A 26,659-nucleotide genomic window follows, 5' to 3' on the forward strand; every position below is an offset into this window, starting at 1 on the left:
CATCATGACGCTCTTCGATAGAGTGTTCTATCATCTGCGTTCTCGTCGCTGTTGTCGCAATGAAGTTGTTGAGCGCTCATTATGACTTCAGCTGGGCAGCCGCAGTTGGCGGTTGACTAGAAGAACACCTTGGAAGGCTGAGCAGAAAAGAAGCCCACCTAGTGGCGAGCTATCACGCGGCGTTCAAGCGTACGAAGTAATGGCGCCTTCAGAGCCGCAGGGTGAAGGAGACTAGTCAAAAAAATCTAGCGCAGGCGATTTCCCGATATGTGCGGCAGGACTCGAACCAGCAACCAGGCCGTTATGAGCGGCAGGAAATTGATTGGCTTCGTTGATTATTCTGCGGTTTTGGTTGAATCCGATCGCCTTCGTTACGTTTCGATCAGGCCGTTTCTGGTGCGAAACTGGTGCGGCAAGTCAATGGGCGCGCCTAGGATTTCAGCGAGGTCACCTTCAGGCGACCATCCGCCCGCTTCCGCGCGTCTGCCGCTATGGTCCCATGGTCCTGCCAACTCTAAATCCAAGAGTGTCGAACTGAACCTTGCTGTGACGCTTGAACCGGATGGCCGTGCGAACGAGTTCGGTCTCGTTGTGCCAGGATCCTCCTCGAATGACCCGATAGGTTGGATCGCCGCCCTGAAGCTTGGCCGCGCCATTGGCCGGCGTGCCCTCGTGACTGTCGTGCCAAATGTCCTCGACCCATTCCCAGACGTTCCCTTCCATGTCGTGTAGACCAAAGGCGTTCGGCCGAAACGATCCCACCGGGGCAGTCTGCAAGGTCCAAGCGCCGCCGCATCCGCTGCAGTTGGCGTTGCCGATTCCGGGCTCATCTCCCCACGAGTAAGGTGTCTTTACGCCAGCACGGGCCGCATATTCCCATTCGGCCTCGGTCAGGAGTCGATACTCCTTGCCTGTGAGCCGCGAAAGCCAAGCCACAAACAGTTTGGCGTCCCCCCAGCTCACATTGATGACGGGCATGTTTCCCCGACCCCATGCGTCCATGACATGGGGGCACGCCGCAGCTGCTACACAGGCATCCCACTGATCAAAGGTTACCTCGTACTTGGACACGGCAAAGGGTTTTGCGATGGTCGCCTCGTGCCGAGGATGCTCTCCCTTGGTCCGGCCGACATCGCCTTCAGGCGAGCCCATGGCGGATTTGCCTGCGGGGATTATCACCATGAGGGGGCAGGCAACCGCGCATTCCCTAAACTCAGAACCGGCTGCACTGGCGAGATTCTTCTCTTGCTCAATAGTGAGCACTGTCGGCGCAGCCGAGATCGGCAGCACCGTTTCCGCGACGGCTCCGTCGACGCCGCCGCAAGCCTCAAGAAGGATAAGGCCAAGAAGGAGGTAAAGAGGTCGCATGCTGATCCTCCTCATAGTAGACGATTCTGGCTTTGATCGTAGTTGAACACCTTCTGATGTGCTGCGAAGCTTGGCTCAGTTCGAAGCTTTTGCGAGCGCGGCCTGCGGCGTATTCCGGAAACTAATGGCCATGCGGTTGTAGGCGTTCATCAGGCTGATTGCGATCGTGAGTTCGACGAGCTCGCGCTCGTCGAACGCTGTGCGGGCAGCCTGGTACGCCTCATCCGGCACGTTGGTTTCTGCGACCCGCGTCACCGTCTCGGCCCATGCCAGCGCGGCGCGCTCGCGCGTGTCAAAGAGGCTGTCAGACTCCCGCCAAGCCTGCAGTAGCGCAAGCCTCTCGATCTTCTCTCCCTTCTTGAGCAGATCGCGGGTGTGCATGTCGAGGCAGTAGGCGCAATTGTTGATCTGCGAGATCCGCAAGTACACCAGCTCGACCAGCGCCGCAGGAAGTCCGCTCTGCATGACGTAACCGTAGACACCACCAAGCGCTTTCACACCCGCCGGTGCAATCTGGTTGTAGTCGAGGCGCTTGGTCATTTTTTGCTCCTTGATGACGAAACCTGTTCAACGGACGTCGTCAGTTCCTTATCGTCGGTATCGACGACGAACACCGCTAGCAGCCTGGCGGGCTTGTTCTTGCTCGCATTGCGGCTAACCGGATGACGCGAGCCCGGCGTCTCGTAGAAGCTCTCGCCGGCGCGGTAGACTCGCCTGGGTCCATCGTTCACTTGCGACTCGATTTCGCCTGACAGGACGTAGCCGAAGATGAAGGCGGACTTGGCGTGAACGTGCGATGGTGATGCCCCGCCCGGCTGATAGTCGACAACAAGCGCGATCAGCGACTTGCCGGGAATGTTGGGTATGGTCTGCTGAAAGTGCGGCGTGACCGTTTCGCCGACGCCATGGGCGGCGGCAGGCGTCGCCGTGGCGATGGCAAGGGCAGCATACGCCGCACTGAAGATGGCTCGCATTTTCATGATCGTATTCTCCGTGGTTGCATTAGGTGCTGATGCTGTTGGCGGAAGGTGGCCTGCTCACCTGCGAACCACAGTCTTCAGCGAGTCGACGGACACCCAGAAGGAGGCGGCGAACAGGCCGACATCCTTGAGGAGGAACTGACCCGGCGCGACGGTGATCGCGGGTGCCCCGAGTTCCAGCACGACGACGCCCGGCGTCGAGATCATGAAGCTGAGTGTCGTAACGAAGAGTCCGGCCGAGAGAAGACCACCGGCTGCGGAGAAGATCGGACTCGCCAATCTGAGGGCGATCAGCAGCCCGATGCTGAGTTCGAGGAACCCGAGGAAGGTGGAGAAGCCGCGGGCCGAAAACAGCGCGTAGAACCAGCTCAGCAGGGGGCTGTTCTCCACGAGCGGCACCAGGCCTTGTGCCTCGTAGTCGGTGAATTTCATTCCACCGAACCAGGCGTAGATGATCGCGAGCGAGGCGTATAAGCCAAACCGGCTGAGTGGTTCGGCGTAAACGAGGACTTGCCCCGCTTGATCGCGCCAACCGGCAATAGCGACTGGCGTTGAGACCGGGATATTGAAGAGTGACATGGTAGCCTCCGTATTGTTGGACATGCGTTACGCCGCAGCCACGGCTCGATATCGCGCCGGAACTGAGCTGAGGGAAAGGTTTGGCATGAGCTTCTGCCGCGCCGCTTCGTAGTTGGCCCAGTCCGCCGCATCTGGAAGCGACGGAATGGTGACGACTTCACCTTGGTCGAAGCCGGCGAGCGCCGCGTCCACGAGGTCATCCGACCTCATGACGGTGTTGGACGCCAGATTATCGACGGCGCCGCCGGCTGCGTCCCAGAAATTGGTCGCTGTTGCGCCGGGCAGCACGGTCTGGATACGCACGTTCTTGTCAGCCAGTTCCTTCTGAAGCGACTGGCCCAGGGCGAGCACGAACGCTTTCGTTCCGCCATAGACGCCATTCAGGACTTCCGGCGCAATGGCAACCACTGAGGCAATGTTGATGATTGCGCCGCCTCCGCGGGCAACGAGCGCGGGAGCCGCGGCATAGGTAAGCCGCATCAGCGCCGTCACGTTGAGATCGACCATCTCCTCCATGGCATCGACGTCGGACTGCAACAGCGGCTCGAGGCCGCCGACGCCTGCGTTGTTGACCAGCATGGTAATGTCGGGGTCCGTGGCGATGATCGTCTCGATCCGCTTCAGGTCCGCCTTGTTTCTCAGGTCCGCGACGACGGTCTTGACGGCACGGCCCGTGGCGTCAGCAAGGCGCGTCGCCAGCTGGTCGAGCCGGGCCTCGTTGCGTGCGACGAGAACGAGGTCGTAACCCCGGCGAGCCAGCCGGTCGGCATAAACCGCACCGATCCCGGCGGAGGCGCCTGTAATGACTGCGACACCTTTGAGAGAGACGGACATTGCACTTCTCCTTGTTTGCGCCACTGGCGCGTTGGGTTTGATACTTCTGGGTTCATCTACCGAAATGCGGCGCGAACCTCTTCGATGGTCTGTTGGGGATTCTGGAGATGAGGGTAGTGCCCGATGTCGGGAAGGAGCGTCAGCTCAGCGCCAATCCTGCCCGCGAGTTCGATCCCCATCTCCTTCTTGATGTAGAGATCCTTCTCGCCCCACACGACCTTTACCGGGATTGCAAGTTGCTCCAGATGCGATTCAAAGTGGTTCTGGTCCCGCGTAAAGTGCGCGTAGTAGCGCGAGAAGGCATCCGCTGTCGTGATCCCGCCGTGATCCCAGGCGCGCGACATGTCGTCCTTGAATTCGCGCGGCACATCGAACTGTGCTTCCTTCGGCAGGCCTCTTCTGAACGCGTTCTCCAGGATGTCGTCGCGATTCCTGTTCAGCTGCTCACGGGCATGGCCCATCGAGGGTCCAGCCTTCAGGCTCTGCAAGCTCGCGTACATGTATTGAGGCCTGTCGAAGGGAGCGAAATCGCCGACGATGATCGACGTCGCGATGCCGGGCTTCTCCTGGGCCAGGAGAAGAGCCGGCAGAGCTCCGATGTCAGTCGCGTAGATCGTAAGCTTGGATGTGTTGATACCCGTCTTGCGTATGTAGTCGTTCAAGACGCGTGCGTAGTCCCTCGGGGCGTACGAAAACTTGTCGGTCTTCGGCCTCGAGGAAAACCCGAAGCCGGGCCAGTCGAAAGCGTGAACTTCGTAGTCGGCGGCGAGGGTAAGAGAAATATCTTTCCACGCGTACAGCGTTTCCGGAAATCCATGCAGGAATAGAACGGTCCCCTTCGGGTTCGCGTTGTGGACCACCATTCTCCGGAGCGTGATGTCCTCATCGATCTCGAGGAAGCCGATGTCGACCTTCTGTTCCTGTCCAAACAGAGCTTGGGCGTGTGCTGGCGCAGCGAAAGAGCCGGCGACTGGAGCGCCGAGCCATGTCGCCGTCGCGACCGCTATCGCTACGCCGCGGTGGTATCGGCGGCGAAGGTCGATTCTCTTCGAGAAATTGATCATTTCGGTCTCCCAAATTCAAATTTCGTGAGCGTCGCTGGCCTTGCTGATCTGTTCACTCGCTCAGCATGAGGAGCGGCTTGCCTTTCTCGACGATGTAGGTAGCCAACTCGGCCGCCTTGACAGAGCCGACGTTCTTCACCGCGTGCGGCGTTCCGTGCGGAATGAAGAGCACTTCGCCGGCCTTGACGGTCAGCGGCGGCCTGCCGTCGAGCCGATATTCCAAGGCGCCTTCGGTGACGTAGACAAGTTCTTCGCCGGGATGCGAGTGCCTGACCGCGCTCACGCCCGGGCCGAACTCAACGAGAACCTGGATTACCTCACGTCCGGCTGCACTGAGATCGTTGCGCAGCAGGTTGGTGCGCTTGATGTCGCCCAGACTGACTTCGTGGGCGCGCGCCACGGGCAAGGTCGAACCGTTGGCAACGAGAAGCGCCGCAGCGGCGACGATGATGCGAAGGGTTTTCATGGATGTTATCCTCGTTCAGGGTTGATGGGCTGCAGAGAGTTGAGGTCTGTTCAGGTCAATGTTGACGTAGCGGCCGAAACGCCGCGGCGACTTCCCGGGAGAATAGTTCGGGCTGTTCCCACGCAGCGAAGTGTCCGCCCTTGTCGGCCTCGTTAAAGTAGATGAGGTTGCGATAGGCGCGCCGGGCCCAGCTCTCCGGAGCGCGATACACTTCGCCCGGGAAGACGGTGATCGCGACAGGAACCGAGATTTCGGTTGTCTTCTGCGCGGCGGAGAGAATGACGCTCTGACCCGCCGTCTCCCAGTAAATGCGAGCAGATGAAACAGCTGTGTTCGTCAGCCAATACAGCGTGACGTCGTCCAGCATCTCGTCGCGCGTGAGCAGGCGAAGCGGCTCCGCGTTGTTGTAATCGAACATCCAGGCCACCAGCCCCGCGGGAGAATCGGTCAGCGCGTAGCCGATGGTCTGCGGCCGCGTTCCCATCATTGCGGCGTAGGCCCGATACTTCTTGTAGAAGATTGAGAGGGCGTCGAACGCGGCACGCTCCTTGGCCGAGAGATCCTGCGGAGCAGGCGCCCCGGTAGCGAGCAGCGCCGCGATCTCGGATGGCACGGCCGCCGGCAGGTTGATATGAATACCCAGCAATCCTGCAGGAGCCTGTCGTGCCATCGCGCTTGAGATCGGCGCTCCCCAGTCGCCGCCCTGGGCGACGTAGCGGCGGTAGCCGAGGCGGTTCATCAGTTCTGCCCAGGCTCGTGCGATTCGCTCCGGCCCCCACCCCGTGCCTTTGGGCTTGCCGGAAAAGCCGAACCCGGGGATCGATGGCAAGACTAGGTGGAACGCGTCTTCAGCGCTCCCGCCGTGGCTCGTCGGATCGGTCAGAGGACCGACTGTCTTGAGCAGTTCGAACACTGAGCCTGGCCAGCCGTGCGTCATGATGAGAGGAAGTGCGTTCGCATGATGTGAGCGGACGTGGATGAAGTGAATATCGACGCCGTCGATCGTCGTTACGAACTGCGGCAGCGCATTGAGCCTGGCTTCGGCCTTGCGCCAGTCGTATTCAGTGCCCCAGTAGTGCACGAGTTCGCTGAACGGAACGAGCTGCAGGCCTTGCGACCCGTCATCAACTGTTTCGCGGTCGGGCAAGCGTGTCGCAGCAACGCGCCGGCGCAGGTCAACCAGTGCCTCTTCGGGGAAGCTGACGCGAAACGGACGGATTACTTCGTTCGAATCAGCCAGCGCGCGGTGAAGAGGAACGAGTCCAGCCGTGCCGGCAATCGCGATGCCCATCGCAGCGCTTTTCAGCAGTGCGCGCCGATCCTGGTCGATGACTTCGGAAACCTGCAGCCTGTGCATCTTGCTCTCCGTTGCCTGAGCGGGTCGACAATCTGGCTCGCGCACCGCTTGGTGGCTTGAATGTCGCCGGAGAACCGCAAGATTGCTCGTTAGGTGTTGTTAAGCGCTGTTACTGGTTGGTTACGTTGAAGGAATTGGCCGTGCGGCAATCACATGGATCCACGACCAGGCCAGCGAAACCTGAGTATGTTTGATTGTGACAATTTGCCCGGATCAGCGCTTTTCGAACCGCCTTATTCGTCCACTGCAGTCTTTACACGGCGCAAGAAGTGCGGCTAAGCCTCTGATCGCAAAGCCCTTCCAGCAACGATGTTGCAATGGCACAGATCGCGGCCATTTTCTGCTGTTCTTCTCGAAGGAAATAGAAACTGGATGGCGGCGGACGCGGTATAGTAATTCTCGCCGGCCAGCCATCGACAAAGGTGAGCGCATGTGACCGGGCTTGAAACAACGAGCAGTTCTAGCGCGAATCCCGTGAGGGCACCGCAGGAGACCGAAACAGTCTCTTTCGGACCTTTCTTCCTTCACGACAAGACGCGGCTGCTTGAAAGGGATGGGCAGCCGGTCAAGCTGGGCAGTCGGGCGCTGGATATCCTGCGGCTGTTGGTCAGCCGCGCTGGCGACGTCGTATCGAAGAACGAGCTGTTGGCCCACGCGTGGCCGGGCCTTGCAGTCGAAGAGATCAGTTTGCGCGTGCATATCGCCGAGCTTCGCAAGGCGCTCGGTGAGGGCAAGGAGGGGGCGCGCTATATCACGAATATACCGAGCCGTGGTTATTGCTTCGTCGCACCGGTGCACCGCATCGGACACGCGCCCCCGGCGGTTTCGCCTCCTGAGCAGGCGCCGAGCATCCCTGAGGCTCCTATGCCAGTCCTACCTCCCCGCCTGGAGCGGATGATCGGGAGGGATGACGTTGTGCGGGAGGTGGCGGAGCGGTTGCTGACCGAACGCTTCGTCACGTTCAGGGGCCCTGGTGGAATCGGAAAGACCACCGTTGCGATCGCGCTGGCCCACGAGCTCTCAGCACAATTCGACGGCCGGGTTCGCTTTCTCGACTTCAGCATGGTGAAGGATGCCGCGCTTGTCGCCGGCACGATCGCATGGGCTCTTGGGCTCGTCGTGCAGCATTCTGACCCGACGGACAGCATCGTCGGTTACCTGCGCAACCGCCGCCTGCTGCTGGTGCTCGACAGTTGCGATCATGTCGTCGAGGCCATCGCCGGGGTGGCAGAGCGTATCCACCAGCAGGCGCCCGGTGTCAGCATCCTCGTCACCAGCCGTGAGTCGCTGCTGGCGGAAGGCGAGCAGATTTTCGAGCTCGGTCCGCTTGAGGGGCCCCCGCAGGGTGCGGGGCTGAACGCAAGCGAGATGCTGGCTTATCCGGCTGCGCGCCTGTTCACGGAGCGGGCCGCCGCGGCGGGCCATCGCGCGGAAATTGCCGACGAAGACGCCGAAGTTCTCGCCGAAATATGCAGCAAGCTCGACGGTATTGCGTTGGCGATCGAACTCGCCGCCGTACGGGTGGGTACGCATGGATTGCGCGAGCTGGTGACACTGCTCGACGGCCGGCTGAAGCTGGAGTGGCGCGGCCGGCGGACAGCGCCGCCGCGCCATCAAACGCTCGGTGCCACGCTGGACTGGAGCTATGGTCTGATCAGCGAGAGCGAGCGGATAGTCCTGCGTCGCCTTGCCATCTTTGCCGCCCCCTTCACGTTGCAGGGCGCGACCATGGTCGCGGGCGAGGAGGGCGATCCGGCCGAGCGCATTGTGGAATCGTTGGAGCAGCTCGTTGCCAAGTCGCTGATTTCAGTGCGCCCTGACGGCGCCGTGACGCGCTATCGGCTTCTTGACACTACCAGGGCTTATGCGACGCAGAAGCTCGCCGACAGCGGTGAAGCCACGAGTATCGCGCGCCGCCATGCGCGCTATGTCCAGCACGCGCTGGAGACGACGGCGGCAGACGCGGACGCTGGCGACCAGGCTTTGCGTTCGCGCGCTCGGACGGTGCTGTTTTCCGACGCGCGTGCGGCGCTGAAATGGGCGTTCGCCAATGATGAGGGCGCTGGACTGCGCGTGCCGCTGGCCGGCGCCTGCGCGAGGCTGTTCCTTGAGCTCAACCTGCTGGACGAAGGACGTCTATGGTCGAGCCGCGCGCTCACGATGCTCGACAGTTCGACCCGCGGCAGCGCGTGGGAACTGGAGCTGCAGGCAACGCTCGGACACGCCTTCATGTTCACCGAGCGCAACAGCGATCAGGCTGAAACGGCGCTGCGGCGTGGTCTTGAGATCGCTGAAGCCCTCGGCGATGGCGCCAGCAAATTCAAGCTGCTGGCGCGGCTGAATATGTTCTATCGCAGGACAGGCGATTACAGGCTTTTGTTGCCGCTTGCCCTCGAAGCCGAACGGACAGCACAGGCCATCGGAGATCCGGCAGGAATTGCCGGCGGCAAAGGCTTAGTCGGCGTTTCCTTTCACCTCATAGGCGACCAGCGCGCGGCGCAGTTGCATCTTGAGGAGGGTGTTGCGGGCAGTGAAGCTCTGCGCAGCATGCAGCCGGGCCATTTTGCTTATTCGAGGACGCCGCAGATCCCACTCGCTCGCGTGCTTTGGTTGCGAGGCTTCCCCGATCGGGCTGTCGAGTGCGCCCGGCCCTTGACGGGGGCAGCCGCGCCGCGGGACGCCGTAATGTACTGCATTTCGCTTTGTTGGTCAGCCTCGCTTTACGGATGGGTCGGCGACTGGTCTTCGGTTGAACAAATGAGCGCTCGCCTTTCGGCTCATGCCGCTAGCCACGCGCTGGCACCTTATCAGGCAGTGGCGGCCGGCTTTCGCGCGCAGACGATGATCGCGCGCGGTGAAGTCAAGGAAGGGATCGAACTGCTGCGCGCGGTGCTGCCACGGCTGCATGCGGACCGCTACGAACTGTATGCCTCCGCTTTCAATGCCGAGCTTTCGCAGGGCTTGGCCGAATTGGGCCAACCGGCGGAGGGGCTTCGCGTCCTGCACGAGGCAATCGCTCGCATCGAGCCGGCCGGCGAAGCTTTCGACGCCCCGGAGCTTCTGCGCCTGCGCGGTGAACTCGAGGCGCGCGGCGGTGACGCGAAGGCAGCGGGAGCAAGCTTCGTGGCCTCTATCGCGCTGGCCGAGGAGCAGGGCGCGCTGTCGTGGCGGCTGCGAACGGAGACATCGCTGGCCCGCCTTCGACGCAAGCAACGCAGGGCGAAGCCGCTGGACGGACTGGCCGAGACCTACGCCCGCTTCACGGAAGGGTTCGAAACAGCCGATCTGAAGGCCGCACGCGAACTGCTGGACGAGGCCACAAAGTAGCTGCTGCCTCAGCCGAAGCGGAAGTCGGAGAGGTCGATCGACACCATCAGCGTATCGAGCATCGGCTTCAGATCACCAGCGCGCAGATAAGCCCTGCGCCGGGTCGGAATCCTGATGCCGTCCACATTCACGTGGTCGGATACGTACTGCGCCGCGGGGAAGCTGCCGGCGATATCCACGTGGTAGTCGTGCCGGCGGATGAGCATGTCCTCGCCGAAATAGAAGTCTTGCTCAAAGCTGTGGCTGGCGATTGCCGAAGGAAAACTGGCCCTCAAGCCGCGCCAGGTCTCCGCTCCCTCTCGCCATGGCTCGATTTCCTCGACATTGAACCCATCCGTGGCGAGCAGGAAGGGTGTGGTGAGGTAAGTCCAGAGCGCATATCCGTTGAAATATGCGCGGTGCAGCGGATCCCAGCTCGTCCGCAGGTCGTGCCGCGCAAACGAGGCACGGGGATTGGATCGTTCGGCGACCACGCTGCCGTCGGCTGCAAGAATGGCAATGCGATCGGATGTGAAGTCGGTATGCCGGTCTTTTCCGAATGGCGCAACCGAGGCCCATTGCCGATGCAGCTCGACCTGCATAGTCCGCGCGATCGGATCCTGCGGGACGCCCTTGAGGGCCCAAAGGTCGCCGCCGCTGACGATGGTTGCGGTGAGCGTGTGGTGTGATTTCCAGCGGTCCAGGCCTCCGTGGGCCTCGATCGCGTCGGCGAGCAGCGGAATCATTTCAAGTCCTTTCGTTGTTCGTCCTGGTGCCGACAGACAATTGCGCAAAAGCCTCCAGATGGCCCGTTAGGTGTTGTTAAACGGCGTTGGAGGGCGGAAGAGGCAACAAAATCCTTGTGTCTCAATGTCTTGGCTGGGTGCGCCCGCGCAAGGTTTCGGGCCGCCAGGGCGAACCATCGGGCTGCATGACCGGCGCGCAATTTCCATTGCGGCGAAGCCGCGCTGACAACGTCTAACAACGCTTAACGGGCCAACGTCCCTGACCGGGTGCATACCGCTTCCACACGAGGCCGACGTCCTTCGAAAGACGACGCCGCAAACGGGAGCACGACCATGCACAAGGACGTCAACCAGACTCGCCGCGAGTTCATCGGTGCCGCTGCTTCGCTCGCGACCGGCATTGCCTTGACCCGTCCCGCAGCCGCGCACCTGAGCCAGGTCGCCGAAGCCGCAGATGCAACGACACGGACGCCGGCGATCAGTGCGTCTCTGGGGAATCTGAAGCAGATCAACGCCGGCCTTCTGAACGTAGGATATACCGACAACGGTCTCGAGAGGGGGCCAGCCATCCTCCTGCTGCACGGCTGGCCTTACGACATCGACAGCTTTGCTGAAGTCGTGCCGCTCCTGACCACCCAGGGTTACCGCGTCATTGTGCCGTATCTGCGCGGCTATGGAACGACCCGCTTTCTTTCCGATGCAAGCGCCCGCAACGCCCAGCCTTCGGCGTTGGCAGCGGACATGATCGCTCTGATGGATGCGCTTAAGATCGAGAAGGCAGTCGTCGGTGGCTTCGACTGGGGCGCGCGGACCGCCAACATCATGGCTGTGCTCTGGCCGGAGCGCGTCAGCGCGATGGTCTCCGTCAGCGGATATCTGATCGGCAACCAGCAGGCGGGCAAAGTGCCGCTGTCGCCGAAAGCCGAGCTCGAGTGGTGGTACCAATTCTATTTTGCCACCGAGCGCGGTCGCATCGGCTACGAAAAGCACCGCCTCGAGTTCGCGAAGCTGATCTGGAAGCTTGGATCGCCGAAGTGGAACTTCGACGATGCCACCTTCGAGCGCAGCGCGACGGCCTTCGACAATCCCGATCATGTTGCGATCGTGATCCACAATTATCGCTGGCGGCTTGGATTGGTCGACGGCGAAGCGGCCTACGACGAACTCGAAGCGCAGCTCGCGCTGGCGCCGACCATCGGTGTGCCGACCATCACCATGGAAGGCGACGCCAACGGCGCCCCGCATCCGGATCCCGCCGCGTACGCCAAGAAGTTCACCGGCAAGTACGCGCACCGGCACATCACCGGCGGCATCGGCCACAATCTTCCCCAGGAAGCGCCGGGCGCGTTCGCACAGGCCATTCTCGACGTCGCCGCGCAAGTGTGATCGCGGCGCCGGTATTCACCAGGCACACAACAGGAGAGAACCATGACAGTAGCAGTCAACCCCGCCAAGGTCCGCTCGACGGACATGAAGTTCGAGCTCGCCGTTATCCCGGTCTCGGATGTTGCGCACGCCAAGGAGTTCTATGCGAACCTTGGTTGGCGTTTTGACGCCGAATTCACCAACGGCAGCGACTTCCACATTATCCAGTTCACGCCGCCGGGCTCCGGCGCCTCGGTGATCTTCGGCAAGAACGTCACGCCGGCCAAGCCGGGCTCTGCCCAGGGCCTGTACCTGATCGTGTCCGACATCGAAGCCGCCCGGAAGGAACTGCTTGCGCGTGGCGTCAAGGTCAGCGAGGTGTTCCACGGCGGCGACAACGTCCACACCGGTACCGACGAGCCCTACCTGTTCGGAAGCGTCCGGGTCACTGGCCCGGATCCGCAACGCCGTACGTACCACTCGTTTGCGTCGTTCAGCGATCCGGACGGCAATGGCTGGGTGCTGCAGGAGGTTACCAACCGTCTTCCCGGCCGCGTCGAGGGTGACACGACTTTCGCGTCGGTATCCGACCTCGCGGCGACGCTTCGCCGCGCGGCGGCAGCGCACGGCGAGCATGAGAAGCTGACCGGCGAACACGACGTGAACTGGCCGGACTGGTACGCGGAGTACATCGTCAACGAGCAGGCGGGCAAGCCGCTGCCGAAGTAGCCATCATCAGGTGCGGTCCGCCATTAGCCGGCGAACCGCACCTTCAGAATCCAGTCTGCGGAGTAACTCCCCATGAGCAACCGAATCCTCGTTTTCTACGGCTCCTATCGTTCCGACCGGGTGGGTATCCGGCTTGCCGAATACGTTGTCGACCAGCTGCGCCGCCGAGGCGACGACGCCGAGTTGATCGACGCCAAAGCGATCAACCTTCCGATTCTCGACCGCATGTACAAGGAATACCCGAAGGGCCAGGCGCCGGCGGCGCTCGAGCAGCTCGCAGGGAAGATCAAGTCGGCGGACGGCTTCATCTTCGTCACCGGAGAATACAACTGGGGCGTTCAGCCCGGATTGAAGAACCTCACCGACCACTTCCTGGAGGAGTGGTTCTGGCGACCCGCGGCGATTGTCAGCTATTCGGCCGGGCGACTGGCCGGAGCGCGCGCCGCTACCGCATGGCACGGCACACTGTCCGAAATGGGTATGGTGGTGACTTCGAGCACGATCGCCGTTGGGCCGATCGGTCAGACCCTCTCGGCCGACGGTCAGCCGACGGGCGAGGGCGGCAAGGCGCTCGAGCAGTCCTTCCCGCGCTTTGCCGACGATCTGATGTGGTGGGTCGAGGCTGGCAAGGCGCAGCGGCAACGAAAGGCGCCACCGTACTGAGGGCGACGAGACGAACCGCTCTCTCCGTGCCTCGCCACTCTCTCGCAAGAGCTGTCTCGCTATAGGCAAGGAACTCAGTTTCCAGCGTCTCGTAACGGGCTGACAGCATCCCAACAACTTCTCACGACGCTTAACGAGCATTCGTGTCGTGATGGCGATATCCCAGCTACACCGAATTGCCCTCACGAGCACCGTGACAAGCACGACAACCAGGAGGATTCACCGATGAAGACCAGAACACTACTGAGAGCGGCGGCAATCCTCACCGCGGTCGGTGCACCGCTGGGGCTTCTAGCGGCAACCGGAGAACTGACCGGCAATGGAGAGGCAGCGGCTGGGAGCCTTAGTCCTCCTGCTCAGGTCGACGTTGCTACGGTGCTGCTCAAGCGCGTGCAGCGCTGGGACGAGTTCAACGGACGCATCAGCGCTGTCGGATCGGTGGAGATTCGGTCCCGGGTCAGCGGATATGTGACGCATGTCGCGTACAAAGAGGGAGATGAGGTCCGCCGCGGCGATGTTCTCTTCACCATCGACCCGCGACCGTACGAAGCGGCGCTGAACAGCGCCACGGCACAGCTTCAGCGTGCCCGGGCAACGGCGCTGCTGGCAAAGAGCCGCGACGAACGTGCGCGGAGACTCCTGCCGTCGAGCGCAGTGTCCCAGGACGAGGCCGACGCTCGCCACGCAGCCTACGCCCAAAGTGAGGCTGACGTGCTCAATGCAGAAGCTGCAGTCGAGCTTGCGGAGCTCAATCTCAAGTTCACGCAGGTACCCGCGCCGATCGACGGTCGGGCCGGCCGCGCGCTGCTGACGGTCGGCAATCTTGCGGTAGCGGATCAGAGCTTGCTGACGTCAATGGTCTCACAGGATCCGGTCTACGTCGACTTCGATCCGGACGAGCAAAGCTATCTTCGCTACAGCGCGGAATTGCGCCGGAGCCCTGGCAATACGCTTGCGGTACGTGTCGCGCTGGCGGGCGATGAAGGATTTGTGCACGTCGGAATGGTGGATTTTCAGGACAACCAGGTCGATTCCACGACCGGAAGCATTCGCATGAGGGCGAAGCTGCGCAACCCCGATCGCATATTCACGCCCGGCTTGTACGCGCGCGTGAAAGTTTCCTCAGGCCACGAAAGTGAGGCTGTCCTGATCGACGACAAGGCCGTGCTCACTGATCAGGACCGCAAGTATGTTTATGTCCTCGCTGCGGACAACACGGCACAACGAAGGGATGTTCAACCCGGCCGCAAGAGCGATGGGCTCCGTTTGATCGAGTCCGGCTTGATGCCGGGAGACAAGGTCATCATTGGTGGATTGCAGAGGATCTACAGCTCCGGCGCGCCGGTGACGCCAGCCGAAGTCCCAATGCTGGCCGCGGCAAACTGAGGGAGGCGACGATGAACATCTCGAAGTTCTTTATTGAACGCCCGATTTTCGCAATCGTCCTGTCGATTGTCATTTTCCTGGCAGGCCTCATCTCGATTCCGCTGCTGCCGGTCGGTGAGTATCCTGAAGTTGTTCCGCCCAGCGTGGTGGTGCGTGCAACCTATCCGGGCGCCAATCCGAAGGAGACGGCCGAGTCCGTCGCGACGCCGCTCGAGGAAGCGATCAACGGCGTCGAAGGCATCATGTATATGAAGTCGGTCGCCGGTTCCGACGGCAGCCTGCAGATCGTCGTGACGTTCCTGCCCAGCGTCGATCCCGACACCGCTGCCGTCCGCGTGCAGAACCGGGTGAGTCAGGCGCTCAGCCGGCTGCCGGAGCAGGTGCGTCAGTACGGGGTGACGACCCAAAAGCAGTCTCCCACTCCCTTGCTGTATGTGAGCCTTTATTCATCGGACGGCCGTTACGATACGCTTTACCTGCGCAATTACCTAACTCTGAACGTCAAGGATGAATTGTCGCGACTGAATGGCATCGGCCATGTCGGGCTGTACGGCGCCGGCGACTACGCCATGCGAATCTGGCTCGATCCGAACAAGCTGTCGTCACGCAATCTGACTGCCACGGACGTGCTCAAGGCAATACGCGAGCAGAATGTGCAGGTATCCGCCGGACAGCTAGGTGCTGAACCATCTCCCAAGACCACGGACTTCCTTGTTTCGATAAACGTGCATGGCCGTCTTGCCACTGAGGAGGAGTTCGGCGCCATCGTGCTAAAGAGCGGCGAAGATGGTCAGGTGGTTCGTCTTGCTGACGTCGCACGGCTCGAACTTGGAGCCGGTGACTATACGATGCGGGTTTTCGAGGGCAACAAGACGGCAGCAACCGCCGGCGTTTTTCTGTCGCCCGGCGCCAACGCGCTCGGCGTTGCCGATGCGGTTTACGGCAGGTTGAGCAAGCTGTCCGAAAGCTTTCCCCCGGGCATTACCTACAAGGTGGTCTGGGATCCGACCGTTTTCGTGCGCGAGTCAATTCGTGCAGTGCTGAACACGCTTCTGGAGGCGGTGTTCCTCGTCATTCTCGTGGTCATCCTCTTCCTGCAGACCTGGCGAGCGTCGGTTATCCCGCTTATTGCCGTGCCGGTATCTGTGGTAGGCACCTTCGCCTTCCTGTACCTGCTTGGTTTCTCCATCAACACCCTGACCTTATTCGGTCTTGTGCTGGCCATCGGCATCGTCGTTGACGACGCAATCGTCGTCGTCGAGAACGTCGAACACCACATCGGGCGGGGGCTTAGCCCGTATGAAGCCGCCCACCAGGCCATGCGTGAGGTTTCCGGCCCGATCATCGCTATTGCGCTGGTGCTCTGCGCTGCGTTCGTGCCGATGGCATTCCTCTCGGGGGTCACCGGTCAGTTCTACAAGCAGTTCGCGGTGACGATCGCGATCTCCACGGTGATATCTGCGATCAACTCGCTGACCTTGTCGCCGGCCCTGGCCGCGAAGCTGCTGCAGCGGCATGGAGCGCCAAAGGACCGGTTGGCGCGGGTTCTCGAGGCGGCATTCGGCTGGCTGTTCCGCCCGTTCAACCGCCTCTTTCAGGTAAGTGCAGGAGGTTATCAAGGGCTGGTGCGCAAGTCGCTCGGCCGGCGTGGTGTTGCGCTTGCCGTCTATGCAGGTCTCCTGGCGATCACGGCCGTGCTGTTCCAGTCGGTGCCTGGCGGCTTTATCCCTGCACAGGACAAGCTCTACCTGTTCTCGGGTGCAAAGCTGCCCGAGGGGGCATCTCTTGCCCGGACGGAGGCGGTCACCCGAAAGATGGACGAAATCGCCCGCACCGTCGAGGGTGTGGACTTCGTCAATGCCTATGCCGGGTTCAACGCGTTGCAGTTCGTGAATACGCCGAACATCACGACCGCCTATATCCTGCTTAAGCCGTACGGCGAGCGTAACCGCAGCGCGGCGGAAATTACCGCCGAACTCAACGCCAAGTTTGTAGGCATCAAGGACGGGTTTTCGTACGCGCTGCTTCCGCCGCCCATCCAAGGGCTCGGCAATGGGTCGGGCTATTCTTTGTACCTCAAGGATCGGGCGGGCCTTGGCCATGGCGCCCTTCAGGACGCGTTGAACGTGTTCATGGCCGAGATCGCGCGAACGCCGGGCATGACCCATCCCGTCAGCTCCTATCAGGCCAATATTCCTCAACTGGAGGTGAAGGTCGATCGAGTGAAAGCCAAGGCGCAGGGCGTGGCGTTATCCGACCTGTTCGAAACGTTGCAGGTCTATCTTGGCTCGAGCTACATCAACGACTTCAACAAGTTCGGCCGGGTCTACAGGGTCCTGGCCCAGGCCGACGCATCATTCCGTCAGCAGGCGGAAGACATCGGTAACCTGCGCACGCGCAACGCGCGCGGTGACATGGTGCCGATCAGTTCGATGGTAACCGTTGTGCCAACGTTCGGCCCCGATCCGGTGGTCCGCTACAACGGCTTCCCCGCGGCAGACGTCATCGGTGATTCCGATCCCAGAGTGCTTTCGTCGGCAGAAGTCATTGCCAAGATTACCGAGATCGCTAAGCGGGTCTTGCCGCGCGGCATCGAACTGGAGTGGACGGATCTGAGTTACCAGCAGGTGAGCCAGAGCAACGCAGCGCCTATTGTCTTTCTCCTTGCCGTGATACTCGTCTTCCTGGTGCTCGCGTCGCTGTATGAGAGCTGGACGCTGCCGTTGGCGGTCATTCTCATCGTGCCGATGTGCATTTGTTCCGCAATGTTTGGCGTCTGGCTCACAGGAGGTGACAACAACATCTTCGTGCAAGTGGGACTGGTCGTGCTCATGGGGCTGGCGTGCAAGAATGCCATCCTCATTGTGGAGTTTGCCCGTGAACTGGAGCTCCAGGGCAAGGGCATCATCGAAGCTGCACTGGAAGCCTGCCATTTGCGGCTGCGTCCAATCGTGATGACGTCCGTCGCCTTTATCGCAGGCTGCGTGCCGCTGCTGCTGGGTCACGGAGCAGGAAGCGAGGTCCGGGAGGCAATCGGTGTCACGGTTCTGGCTGGCATGCTGGGCGTCACTGTGTTCGGTCTCTTCCTCACGCCGGTCTTCTATGTGGCGCTTCGCAAATGGTCGACCACGCGTGCGGAGACCGAACGGCCGCTGGGGCAAGTTGCCCTCAAGCCCGAATAGGCGTTTCGCCAAGGTGCATTAGCGAACAAGCTCATCAAGGAGGTCAAAATGACAGACAAGCTTGAACTCGCGGTTTTAGCCGGCGGTTGCTTCTGGGGCATGCAGGACTTGATCCGCAAACTACCCGGTGTTGTCAAAACACGGGTCGGATACACGGGCGGCGATGTACCGAACGCAACCTATCGCAACCACGGATCGCATGCAGAGGCCATCGAGATCGAGTTTGATCCGCAGCGCACAAGCTATCGCGATCTGCTCGAATTCTTCTTCCAAATTCACGATCCAACCACGCTCAACCGGCAAGGCAATGATATCGGGGCGTCCTACCGCTCGGAGATCTTCCACACCTCGGAGGCGCAGCGCGACGAGGCTCTCCGGACAATCGAGGATGTCAACGCTTCCGGCCTGTGGCCGGGCCGGGTCGTTACGAAGATCTCGCCTGCTGGCCCATTTCTGGGAAGCCGAGCCCGAGCACCAAGACTATCTGGAGCACTATCCACAGGGCTACACCTGCCATTTTCCGCGCCCAGGGTGGAAGCTTCGGAGGCGATCAGGCGCAGCTGCGTGACGTCGCACGGTAGAGTCCTCATCGTCCCCAATGGTCGATGAGGTGATGACATCTGATCGAGCTCGGCCTACGTGGACAGCGTGGGCCGCGTCCAAATCTTGCCGAGACGGACGCGTCCAATCCGACAAGTGCCCGTGTACTGCATATGCTGCCATTTTTGGGCATCACGAGCGTCCTCATGCGGATCCGCCCTGTGTGGACCGCGCGGATCTGCACGTTCCGCTCGCAGGTTCTCCGGCGTAGAAAGGCTGTTCCGATCACAGGAATGCAACTCGCGGCTTAAGCTGCGCTTGCGAAATTGCCGCAGAATCTACTATCGCATGGAGAGATCGTGTCAGATCCAAGCCATAGAACTGGCTTTGAAACAGCTGAAGCAGCGCTCGGCGCCACGAAGCGAGGGCATTTCTGGTGGGGTGACCAACTGGCTGTAAAATGAAGACCCCGTAAGCCATTGATTTACTGGTGGGCCCGGCAGGACTCGAACCTGCAACCAGACCGTTATGAGCGGCAGAATATCGAACAGGTTCGTTGATTTTACTGCATTTTCATTTGAGTTCGATCGCGTTTGTCGTGTTTCGTTCAGGTTGTTTCTGGTGCGAAACTGGTGCGGTTGAGGCTCGACATTCAGACTCATAACCTGAAGGTCATAGGTTCAAATCCTCTTCAAGCCCGAGAACCGCTGCCTCGTGCCGGCATCGAGCTTCTCGGAATATGCCCCGGAGCCGAACCCGGCGACCGGCAAGAAGGATGTCGTATGGTTTGCGCTCGGCGTTGAGCGGCCGCTGTTCGCGTTCGCCGGGATCTGGACGTAATACAAAGGCGACCGCGGCACCAAGTCCAAGCCGGTGCCGGGTCCGCATCTGGTTTACGGCTTCCTGACCACCGCGCCGAACGCGGTCGTTGAGCCGATCCATCCTAAGGCCATGCCGGTGATTTTGACCACCGACGAGGAACGCGATGTCTGGATGCGCGCCCCATGGGACGAGGCGAAGGCGCTACAGCGGCCGCTGCCGCTCGCCATCTGCAGGGCCTTAGCCTTTCGTCCTCTTCAAGGAATTTGTTGAGCAGGTTACAGCTCGGCTTTATTTGCGCCCGGCTACAACCTAGAGTCACGGGCATTCAAGGGGGCATGAATGCTGACGAAGTTTATTTCCATCAAGAATATCGGGCGGTTTCGTAATTCCGCGGGTTCCCCAAACCCGCAATTGTTCAAGCATACGTTCATTTCGGGCGCCAACGGGTTTGGCAAAAGCACGCTGTGTGCCGTCCTGCGCTCCCTTCACACCGGGCAGCCCGATCAACTCATCGGCCGAAAATCGCTCGGGATCACGGAGGCCAGCAAGGTCGAACTTCTGTTTGATACCGGGGTCATCCGGTTCGATGGGGGGCGCTGGAGCGAAACCAAACCCTCCTTCAGCATCTTTGATGGCGTCTTTGTCGCAGAGAACGTTCACGCCGGTGAAGTCGTTGACGTCGCCCAGAAGCGCAACCTCTACCGGATCATCGTAGGAAGCGCCGGGGTCGGGCTGGCCGAACGCGATTCCGAGCTTGCCGCGGACAGTCGCGCCCGAACGACCGAGATTTCTGCTTCAACGAGGAGCTTACAGCCTCATCTCGGCGCGGGAATGTCGCTTGAGAGGTTCCTGAATTTGCAGGCTCAAGCGGACATCGACGCTGAGATTGACAGGCAAGAAGTCGAAGTGGCAGCCCTCACCCATATCGACACGATTCTTGAGCGCCCGGAACTGTCGACGTTCGACCTTCACACGATCCCGTCGGGCATACGGGAAACGTTGCGGCGAACGCTTGAAGGAATTGCCGATGATGCCGAGCGGATGATTGAAAAGCACTTCGCCTCGCACAACATGAAGAACGGTGGCGGCAATTGGGTGTCGACCGGCCTGAATTTCGCCAATGATGACTGTCCCTTTTGCGGGCAGGGGCTTGCGGGGCTACCACTTATTAAGGCGTTCCGCGCCGTTTTCAGCGACGAATACGCTCGGCTGCACAACGACGTATCGGCTCTGCGCGAGCGTATTGCGTCGGACTTTGGGGAAGGCTTCATCGCGACCCAGGCTGCAAAGGTGGCCCGCAATAGTTCCGGCGGCGAATTCTGGAAGGAGTACGTTTCGTTTGATTGGGATGCCCTCAAGCTGCCGCCGGCATTCGAGGACGCGGTCCGAAGCCTTCGCCAAGAGCTGCTTGACTTGCTTGATCGCAAGGCGCGCGCTCCCTTGGAGGTGGTTGACGTCCCACCGTCTTGCGAAGCTGCCGTTGAAGCCTATCGCAAGGTTTTCGAGGATCTGGCTGAACTTAATGCAAAGATCGCGCGGGCGAATGCCGCGATCGTCGCCAAGAAGCAGGAGCTCGGCACGGCTGATCTCGAAGGGGCCAAGCAGTGTCTAAGTCATCTTAAGGCGGTGAAGGTTCGCCATACGCCGACCGTTTCGACACTGTGCGACGAACACAACAGGTTGGTGGCGGAAAAGGCAGCCATTGATGAAGAACGAGGTGCGATCCGGGCTGAACTCAACGAACATACAAGAACTGTCGTTGCGCCTTACCAGAACCGCATCAACGAGCTTCTCGACCTGTTCAACGCCGGATTCAGGATCGCGCAAACCACCCATAGCTATCCAAGCGGGATAGCGAGCACGTCGTATCAGCTCGTCATCAACGGCACTCCCGTTGATGTTGGTGGCAGCCGCACCCCGGAAACGCAGCCGAGCTTCAAAAATACACTGAGTGCCGGGGACAAGATGACCCTGGCTCTATCGTTCTTCCTGGCCGGTCTGGAGCAGGATGCCGATCTGGCTAACAAGATCGTCGTCTTCGATGATCCGTTCACCAGCCAGGACGTGTACCGGCGCCGGCAGACAGGCCATGAAATCATGCGGGTGGCGCGCGCCTGCAAGCAGCTGATTGTCCTTTCGCACGATCCCACCTTTCTCAAGCAGCTCTGGGCGAAGGCGCCCTCGTCCGAACGCATCTGCTTCATGCTGTCGGATCACCGGGCCCTCGGAACGAAGCTGGGGGAGGTCGACATAGAGAGGGCATGCCAAGGCCGAACTCTCACCGATACCGACGACCTGCGCAGCTTCGTGTCGAACGGATCGGGCAATCTTTTGGATATAGTGCGCAAAATGCGGGTGGTGCTGGAGGCCTACTGCCGGACCACGTTCCCCAGCTCTTTTCAGGATAATGACTGGCTGGGTGACATGGTGCGCAAGATACGGGAGGGCGGCGCAACCCACCCGGCTGCGGCACTTTATGACGAACTCGATCAAATCAATGGTTATTCGGCGGAGTATCATCACGGCGAAGATAACAACGACACCACGCCGGATCAGATCGACGACACCGAACTCAAGGGCTATGTGCGCCGCACGCTGAGGGTCATCAATGCGCTTGAAGCGTAGAGGTGCCCTCGGTGGGAGGAGAGAAGGGGCCTTCCATTGTGTCTGAAACCAAGGCGAGTGAAATTGACTACGATGCACTGCTCGTACTGATTGAGTGTATGGAGCAGACGCCTCCGCTTTCCCGTGAAGAGATCGTTGATTTGTCCGCCAGCCAACATGCTGTTGCCGAGCGAATGCTTGCGACCGGCGAAACCTGGAATCAAGCGTCGTCCGGACCAGCCTTCCTTTCACTCGATGAAGGCGAATTCCGAAATCATCTAAAGGGAATTGATAACGATCTTGGAGAGCAGACGGCCATCGTTGCCGAGTCCTTTGCCAGGTATCTGAAGATGGGTGAAGTGCCGGCGCCGTACTATCCCTGGCGCATTGCCATCATTCTACGGCGTGAAAAGAGGCCGGAATTAGAGAAACGATTCCTTGCCACCTGGTGTCAGCATTTTCCCAGCGGAAACGGTGCTCGATACGGTCAATTGGTCGACCGATTCCGAAAACTGGTTTGATCGCATTGCCGCATTTACGATTTTACGATGACTAAGTCGAAAACAGCGGCCGGCTCGAATTGTTGAGGGTGGGGAAAGCCAAGTGACAAAGATGAACCATACTCGACCGATTCTGAGGCTGATAGATGATTTCAAACGCCGGCGTAGAGACACGGGTCTGCTAAGGGTGCAGCAGCCGGAATCCGGCGCTCCGTTCACTCTCGGCAACTTGCCCAACAAGGTCGATTTTGGCGCGCTCAACGCGGAGCTGATGGAGTTGCGTCAGGACCTGCATCAGGTCGCGTGTTCTGTGCTGGCGCACGTTGAGAAGTACGGCGATGTCAGGCTCATTGATCGTTTGATAGCAGCGGTTCCTGCGTTCATAGACACCCACCCCCTCATGGACTGGTTTACCGTATTTGGTTCGGTTGAGTTCGTCGATGGTAAGGCAAAATACAAGGCTCGCGGGCAAAGCGCGATAGAGGTAGCGACGGCGCTACCCTTCTGGACGATTCCAGCCGAGGAGTAGGCTAACCGAAGTCAAAACGGGAGCGGCGCCCAAAGGTATGCGGGGATCATCACTCTACCGATCATCTGCTTGACCTCTTCTGGGCTATAGAAATAGTTGCGTGATCGCTTTAGGCGATGCTGCATTCGATTTGATTAAAACCCTAAAAGCAATACTGAAGAAAAGGAAAGTAGTGCCGGAAATCTCCATTCTCGACTATGATAAGCAGCCCACCACCGACTACGTCGTGGGCCGGCCGCTCGTGCGCATACAGGTCCGAATAGATGGCAATGTGATCATCCCAGATGGCTATGGCCTCGTGGACACCGGAGCGCGCACTTCCATGGTGCACGCTCAGGCCGTGGGCGATATTGCCCCAGATGTTGTCATACCGACCGTACACGGAGGAGGTCATGGCACCACAGGCATGTTCAGCAACTGCGGTGTCAAAAAGGCCGGGACATTCTGCAGCATTGCAGACCGGCGATGGACTATACAACCGGCACCTTCACGATCGACACGCGGTAGGATCGAGTGGTCCTCAAACGACAACTCTGCAACACGACTAATCAGGAACGTCACCTAATGTCTTGTCGATGTCCATTTGCGAGCCTTAGTCTGTAATACGGGATTAGTGACAAATTTTCACTCGATGCGGCATTTCGCCAGGACTGTCACGCAACCGAACGTTTGAGTGACAGGAGGAAGATGCAACTCGGCTACATGAGGGTATCCAAAGCGGATGGCTCTCAAACTTTGACCTTGCAAAAGGATGCGATGCTCGCCGCCGGCCTCAAAGCCGAGTATCTCTATACAGATCTCGCCTCCGGTCGCCGCGATGATCGATCAGGGCTGGCGGCCTGCCTGAAGGCGGTGCGCGAGGGGGATATCCTTGTTGTCTGGAAGCTTGATCGGCTTGGCCGGGATCTCCGCCATCTCGTCAACACTGTTCATTACCTCGAAGAGCGTGGCGTCGGCTTACAGTGCTGGCAGGCCACGGTTCGTCGATCGATACCACCACGGCCGGCGGCAAGCTACAGTTCGGGGTATTCGCGGCGCTGGCCGAATTTGACCGTGAGCTGATCTCCGAGCGTACACGCGCGGGGCTAGCCTCGGCACGGGCCCGCGGCCGGAAAGGGGGCGCAAGTTCAGGATGACCGGCGAAGGTGCGGTTGGCGCAGGCCGGCATGGCAAACCGCGACACCAAGGTGGCCCAGCTCTGAAGAACTGGGCATCTCGCGCCAGACACTCTATCGCTTCGTGTCGCCAGAAGGCGACCTCCGGGACGACGCGAAACGTCTGCTCGGCATCGAGTCGACCGCCGACACTCCAGGACCAATCAAAAAACAACAAGAGGAGGAAACCGCATGACCGCCATCATGCTCACCCGCAACATCGCTCAGCAGAACGTGCGCCGGTTCTACAAGCTCGACGTACAGCCGACGTTGTTCGGCGAATGGACACTGGTGAGGGAGTGGGGCGGATCGGCCGCGCCGGCACCGTGCGCGTCGAAACCCACCACACGCGCGGCAATGCCGATATCGCCATGGCGTCCAACTGGACGAGAAAGCTCAAGCGCGGCTATCGTTAGCCGCAAAAGCGCATTTGCGATTTTGCGATGATCAGCCGAAAGGTCGCCAAGGAGCCGGGCGTGATGTATCACTCTTGGTGCGAATCTCAGGTGTGATCCATGCCAGACCCCAAATTCCCGAAGATACCTTCCAACCTGGATGCGATCTTCAAATCGGCCTCTCAAATGAAGAAGATCGAAGGCCTTGTGGTGCCGAGAATTCCGCCCGATGTCGAGGCCGCGTTTAAGGCGTTGAGGGCTATACCGAAGGTGGAGGCGCTCCAGGTGCCGCAGGTTGACCTGTCGGCATTCACGGAAATGCGGAAGAATGCGCTGACCGTCTTTCCAGAATGGCAGCGGCAAATAACCCAGCAAATGCAGCCGATGGCCGATCTGCAACGGCAGATGCGCCAAATTGCGCTACCACCGCAGTCTGTCATCGATCAGTTCAACGATGCCGCCAAGAATTTCCGTTCATCGTTCCAGTTTCCGGTCCCTTCAGCCGAGCAGCTGGAAATTTTCAAGCAGCTATCGGAGCTTGAAGTTCAGAAGCGCGCGCTTGAGAGAATTGGTCTTCTGCCCCATCGCTCGATGCCCGTTTCCTTGCTCACCGAGCAAGATGATGACGTGCTGCGGTCAACACTCCAGCAGCACTACACCGAAAATTGGGAGCGTATCGGCGAGGGGATCCGGGAGCGCGTGAATTCCTTCGATATCGATGATGAAGCCAAGGCGGTTATGGTCGAAGCGTTGGAGGCACATCGCAACGGCCACTACCGCTCGGTCTGCCGGCTACTGCTGCCCGAAATCGAGCGGGTTGCCCGGGTTGAGTTCGAGGGCAACAGGGCAGGCCCAGTTAACATGAAAAAGGTCATGGTGGAGCCGGCGCTCGACCTTCCCCTCAGCGAGACAAGGCTGAACGGGTATTTCGCGCTGCTCCTGTTCGATCACCTGGCCGATCACCTGTACGTCCGTGTCGACGAGAAAAACCGCTTGGAGCTTCAGCAAGATCCCGTCCCGAATCGGCACGCGGCCATTCACGGTATCGTCGTGTACCGCTCGTTCTGGAATTCGCTCAACGTGATTTTCATGACCGATTTTGCCTTCCAGCTCATGGCTGCCATCAAGGAGGCCCAAAGGCAGTCTGGCGGGCTTAATTGATGCCGAGACTTCCTGTGGCATCCGTGCCACGTGCGAGTCAGCCCAGCCTGTGCTAATATCCGCACATGGCTCCCAAGAAACCATCCTCAAAGAAGGGCAAAGCATCAGGCTTTGTGATCGGCAGCGCGCGCTTCCGGAAGATCAGTTCCGTGGAGGGCATCGTCTATTCCGTGAAAATGAAGGGCAGCACTGCGGTTGCCGCAAGCAAGGCCCGCACCCCCGAAGAGCGCCGGAAAGCGATCATCAAGGCCTACCGGAAGGCATAGACCGGGATGTACGATGCAGTCGCCGATGACTACTGCTATCCCAACAGCACCGTCCTGAAAAACAAGCTCGATCTTACCGACGCGGACGAACTCGACGCGTTCGAAGCGGAAGTGAGCGACGCCAGGGCCGACGAAGAACTCCCGGCCGGCGATCTGGATTTCGCGCACTTCAAGGCGGTTCACGGGCACCTGTTCCAGGACGTTTACGACTGGGCCGGGGAGATTCGAACCGTCCGCATGTCGAAGGGCGGGAACCCATTCTGCTTTCCGGAAAACATCGAAAATCAGGCGAAGCTGCTGTTTGGGCAGCTGAAGAAAGATAAATTTCTGGCCGGGCTTGAGGTAAAGAAGTTCGCCGAGAAGGCGGCCCACTTCCTCTCCGAACTCAACGTCATTCATGCGTTCCGCGAAGGCAACGGCCGCACGCAGCTGTCATTCTTCTTGTTGCTCGCGGATCAGGCCGGATATCCGATCGATCTTGAGGACCTCGACCCCGAGGCCTTCCTCGACGCGATGATCGCGAGCTTTCACGGCGACGAAGCGCCCCTTGCCGCGTTGATCCAGGCGCTGATCGAGGACCAGCCGGACTGATCGGCCCATTCAAAATCTGGCTTGCTGACGTTAGGCAACGGAATTCTGCCGGAGTGCAATGCCGCGTCGGCA

General features: G+C 60.2%; 22 protein-coding genes and 3 pseudogenes. 16 read left to right on the forward strand and 9 right to left on the reverse strand.

The window, feature by feature from the left end; all coding sequences use genetic code 11:
• Nucleotides 1-489 precede the first annotated feature (489 nt).
• From LMTR13_RS11950 to LMTR13_RS11985, 8 genes are all read right to left on the reverse strand, one after another.
• Nucleotides 490-1,368: a formylglycine-generating enzyme family protein gene (locus LMTR13_RS11950; RefSeq protein ID WP_197521076.1), complete on the reverse strand. Its 879-nt coding sequence runs from the start codon at nucleotides 1,366-1,368 to the stop codon at nucleotides 490-492.
• 75 nt (nucleotides 1,369-1,443) lie between these two features.
• On the reverse strand, nucleotides 1,444-1,908 hold the full coding sequence (locus LMTR13_RS11955; protein ID WP_065728055.1) for a carboxymuconolactone decarboxylase family protein: 465 nt from the start codon (nucleotides 1,906-1,908) through the stop codon (nucleotides 1,444-1,446).
• Complete coding sequence (locus tag LMTR13_RS11960; RefSeq protein ID WP_065728056.1) at nucleotides 1,905-2,348, reverse strand: cupin domain-containing protein; 444 nt, start codon at nucleotides 2,346-2,348, stop codon at nucleotides 1,905-1,907. The genes LMTR13_RS11955 and LMTR13_RS11960 overlap by 4 nt, the downstream gene beginning before the upstream one ends.
• A gap of 57 nt (nucleotides 2,349-2,405) precedes the next feature.
• The gene (locus LMTR13_RS11965) at nucleotides 2,406-2,927 is read right to left on the reverse strand and encodes a YkgB family protein (RefSeq protein WP_083219437.1); all 522 of its coding nucleotides are present in this window, start codon (nucleotides 2,925-2,927) and stop codon (nucleotides 2,406-2,408) included.
• 27 nt (nucleotides 2,928-2,954) lie between these two features.
• On the reverse strand, nucleotides 2,955-3,761 hold the full coding sequence (locus LMTR13_RS11970; protein WP_065728057.1) for an SDR family NAD(P)-dependent oxidoreductase: 807 nt from the start codon (nucleotides 3,759-3,761) through the stop codon (nucleotides 2,955-2,957).
• A gap of 56 nt (nucleotides 3,762-3,817) precedes the next feature.
• Nucleotides 3,818-4,825: an alpha/beta fold hydrolase gene (locus LMTR13_RS11975; protein WP_065728058.1), complete on the reverse strand. Its 1,008-nt coding sequence runs from the start codon at nucleotides 4,823-4,825 to the stop codon at nucleotides 3,818-3,820.
• Between the two features lie 52 nt (nucleotides 4,826-4,877).
• Nucleotides 4,878-5,291 carry a cupin domain-containing protein gene (locus LMTR13_RS11980; RefSeq protein ID WP_065728059.1) on the reverse strand — a complete coding sequence of 138 codons (414 nt, stop codon included), beginning with the start codon at nucleotides 5,289-5,291 and terminating at the stop codon, nucleotides 4,878-4,880.
• 55 nt (nucleotides 5,292-5,346) lie between these two features.
• On the reverse strand, nucleotides 5,347-6,648 hold the full coding sequence (locus tag LMTR13_RS11985; RefSeq protein ID WP_065728060.1) for an epoxide hydrolase family protein: 1,302 nt from the start codon (nucleotides 6,646-6,648) through the stop codon (nucleotides 5,347-5,349).
• A gap of 474 nt (nucleotides 6,649-7,122) precedes the next feature.
• Here LMTR13_RS11985 and LMTR13_RS11990 point away from each other — a divergent pair, with 474 nt between their 5' ends.
• On the forward strand, nucleotides 7,123-9,975 hold the full coding sequence (locus tag LMTR13_RS11990; protein WP_065728061.1) for an ATP-binding protein: 2,853 nt from the start codon (nucleotides 7,123-7,125) through the stop codon (nucleotides 9,973-9,975).
• 8 nt (nucleotides 9,976-9,983) lie between these two features.
• Here the strand turns inward: LMTR13_RS11990 and LMTR13_RS11995 are convergent, their stop codons facing one another.
• Nucleotides 9,984-10,700 carry a hypothetical protein gene (locus LMTR13_RS11995; protein ID WP_065728062.1) on the reverse strand — a complete coding sequence of 239 codons (717 nt, stop codon included), beginning with the start codon at nucleotides 10,698-10,700 and terminating at the stop codon, nucleotides 9,984-9,986.
• 333 nt (nucleotides 10,701-11,033) lie between these two features.
• Between LMTR13_RS11995 and LMTR13_RS12000 the strand changes: the two genes are divergently transcribed.
• The 15 genes and pseudogenes from LMTR13_RS12000 (at nucleotide 11,034) to LMTR13_RS12075 (ending at nucleotide 26,587) form a co-directional block, all read left to right on the forward strand.
• A complete protein-coding gene (locus tag LMTR13_RS12000) occupies nucleotides 11,034-12,086 on the forward strand; it encodes an alpha/beta fold hydrolase (RefSeq protein ID WP_065728063.1) in 1,053 nt (350 codons plus the stop codon).
• A 42-nt stretch (nucleotides 12,087-12,128) separates the two neighbouring features.
• Entirely contained in the window at nucleotides 12,129-12,794 is a 666-nt protein-coding gene (locus LMTR13_RS12005) for a VOC family protein (protein WP_065728064.1), read from the forward strand.
• Nucleotides 12,795-12,866: 72 nt separating this feature from the next.
• Entirely contained in the window at nucleotides 12,867-13,457 is a 591-nt protein-coding gene (locus tag LMTR13_RS12010; protein WP_065728065.1) for an NADPH-dependent FMN reductase, read from the forward strand.
• 225 nt (nucleotides 13,458-13,682) lie between these two features.
• A complete protein-coding gene (locus LMTR13_RS12015; RefSeq protein ID WP_065728066.1) occupies nucleotides 13,683-14,843 on the forward strand; it encodes an efflux RND transporter periplasmic adaptor subunit in 1,161 nt (386 codons plus the stop codon).
• A gap of 11 nt (nucleotides 14,844-14,854) precedes the next feature.
• Entirely contained in the window at nucleotides 14,855-18,025 is a 3,171-nt protein-coding gene (locus tag LMTR13_RS12020) for an efflux RND transporter permease subunit (protein WP_065728067.1), read from the forward strand.
• A 48-nt stretch (nucleotides 18,026-18,073) separates the two neighbouring features.
• Nucleotides 18,074-18,593, forward strand: a pseudogene (gene msrA, locus LMTR13_RS12025) (peptide-methionine (S)-S-oxide reductase MsrA).
• A 665-nt stretch (nucleotides 18,594-19,258) separates the two neighbouring features.
• Nucleotides 19,259-19,657 (forward strand): annotated as a pseudogene (locus tag LMTR13_RS12030) (SOS response-associated peptidase family protein); the annotation flags it as partial.
• 69 nt (nucleotides 19,658-19,726) lie between these two features.
• Nucleotides 19,727-22,012, forward strand: coding sequence for an AAA family ATPase (locus LMTR13_RS12035; RefSeq protein WP_065728068.1), 2,286 nt, complete (start codon nucleotides 19,727-19,729; stop codon nucleotides 22,010-22,012).
• 38 nt (nucleotides 22,013-22,050) lie between these two features.
• Nucleotides 22,051-22,512, forward strand: coding sequence for a hypothetical protein (locus tag LMTR13_RS12040; RefSeq protein WP_156795579.1), 462 nt, complete (start codon nucleotides 22,051-22,053; stop codon nucleotides 22,510-22,512).
• A gap of 82 nt (nucleotides 22,513-22,594) precedes the next feature.
• Entirely contained in the window at nucleotides 22,595-23,020 is a 426-nt protein-coding gene (locus tag LMTR13_RS12045; protein WP_156795580.1) for a hypothetical protein, read from the forward strand.
• 687 nt (nucleotides 23,021-23,707) lie between these two features.
• Nucleotides 23,708-24,370, forward strand: a pseudogene (locus LMTR13_RS12055) (recombinase family protein).
• Complete coding sequence (locus tag LMTR13_RS12060; protein WP_236843357.1) at nucleotides 24,367-24,621, forward strand: WGR domain-containing protein; 255 nt, start codon at nucleotides 24,367-24,369, stop codon at nucleotides 24,619-24,621. Before LMTR13_RS12055 ends, LMTR13_RS12060 begins: the two are co-directional and overlap by 4 nt.
• 68 nt (nucleotides 24,622-24,689) lie before the next feature.
• The gene (locus LMTR13_RS12065) at nucleotides 24,690-25,730 is read left to right on the forward strand and encodes a hypothetical protein (RefSeq protein ID WP_156795581.1); all 1,041 of its coding nucleotides are present in this window, start codon (nucleotides 24,690-24,692) and stop codon (nucleotides 25,728-25,730) included.
• A 65-nt stretch (nucleotides 25,731-25,795) separates the two neighbouring features.
• The gene (locus LMTR13_RS12070) at nucleotides 25,796-25,996 is read left to right on the forward strand and encodes a hypothetical protein (RefSeq protein ID WP_065728073.1); all 201 of its coding nucleotides are present in this window, start codon (nucleotides 25,796-25,798) and stop codon (nucleotides 25,994-25,996) included.
• A 6-nt stretch (nucleotides 25,997-26,002) separates the two neighbouring features.
• Entirely contained in the window at nucleotides 26,003-26,587 is a 585-nt protein-coding gene (locus tag LMTR13_RS12075; RefSeq protein ID WP_065728074.1) for a Fic/DOC family protein, read from the forward strand.
• The last annotated feature ends 72 nt before the right edge of the window (nucleotides 26,588-26,659 follow it).

The sequence above is a fragment of the Bradyrhizobium icense genome (assembly GCF_001693385.1).
GTDB lineage: Bacteria > Pseudomonadota > Alphaproteobacteria > Rhizobiales > Xanthobacteraceae > Bradyrhizobium > Bradyrhizobium icense.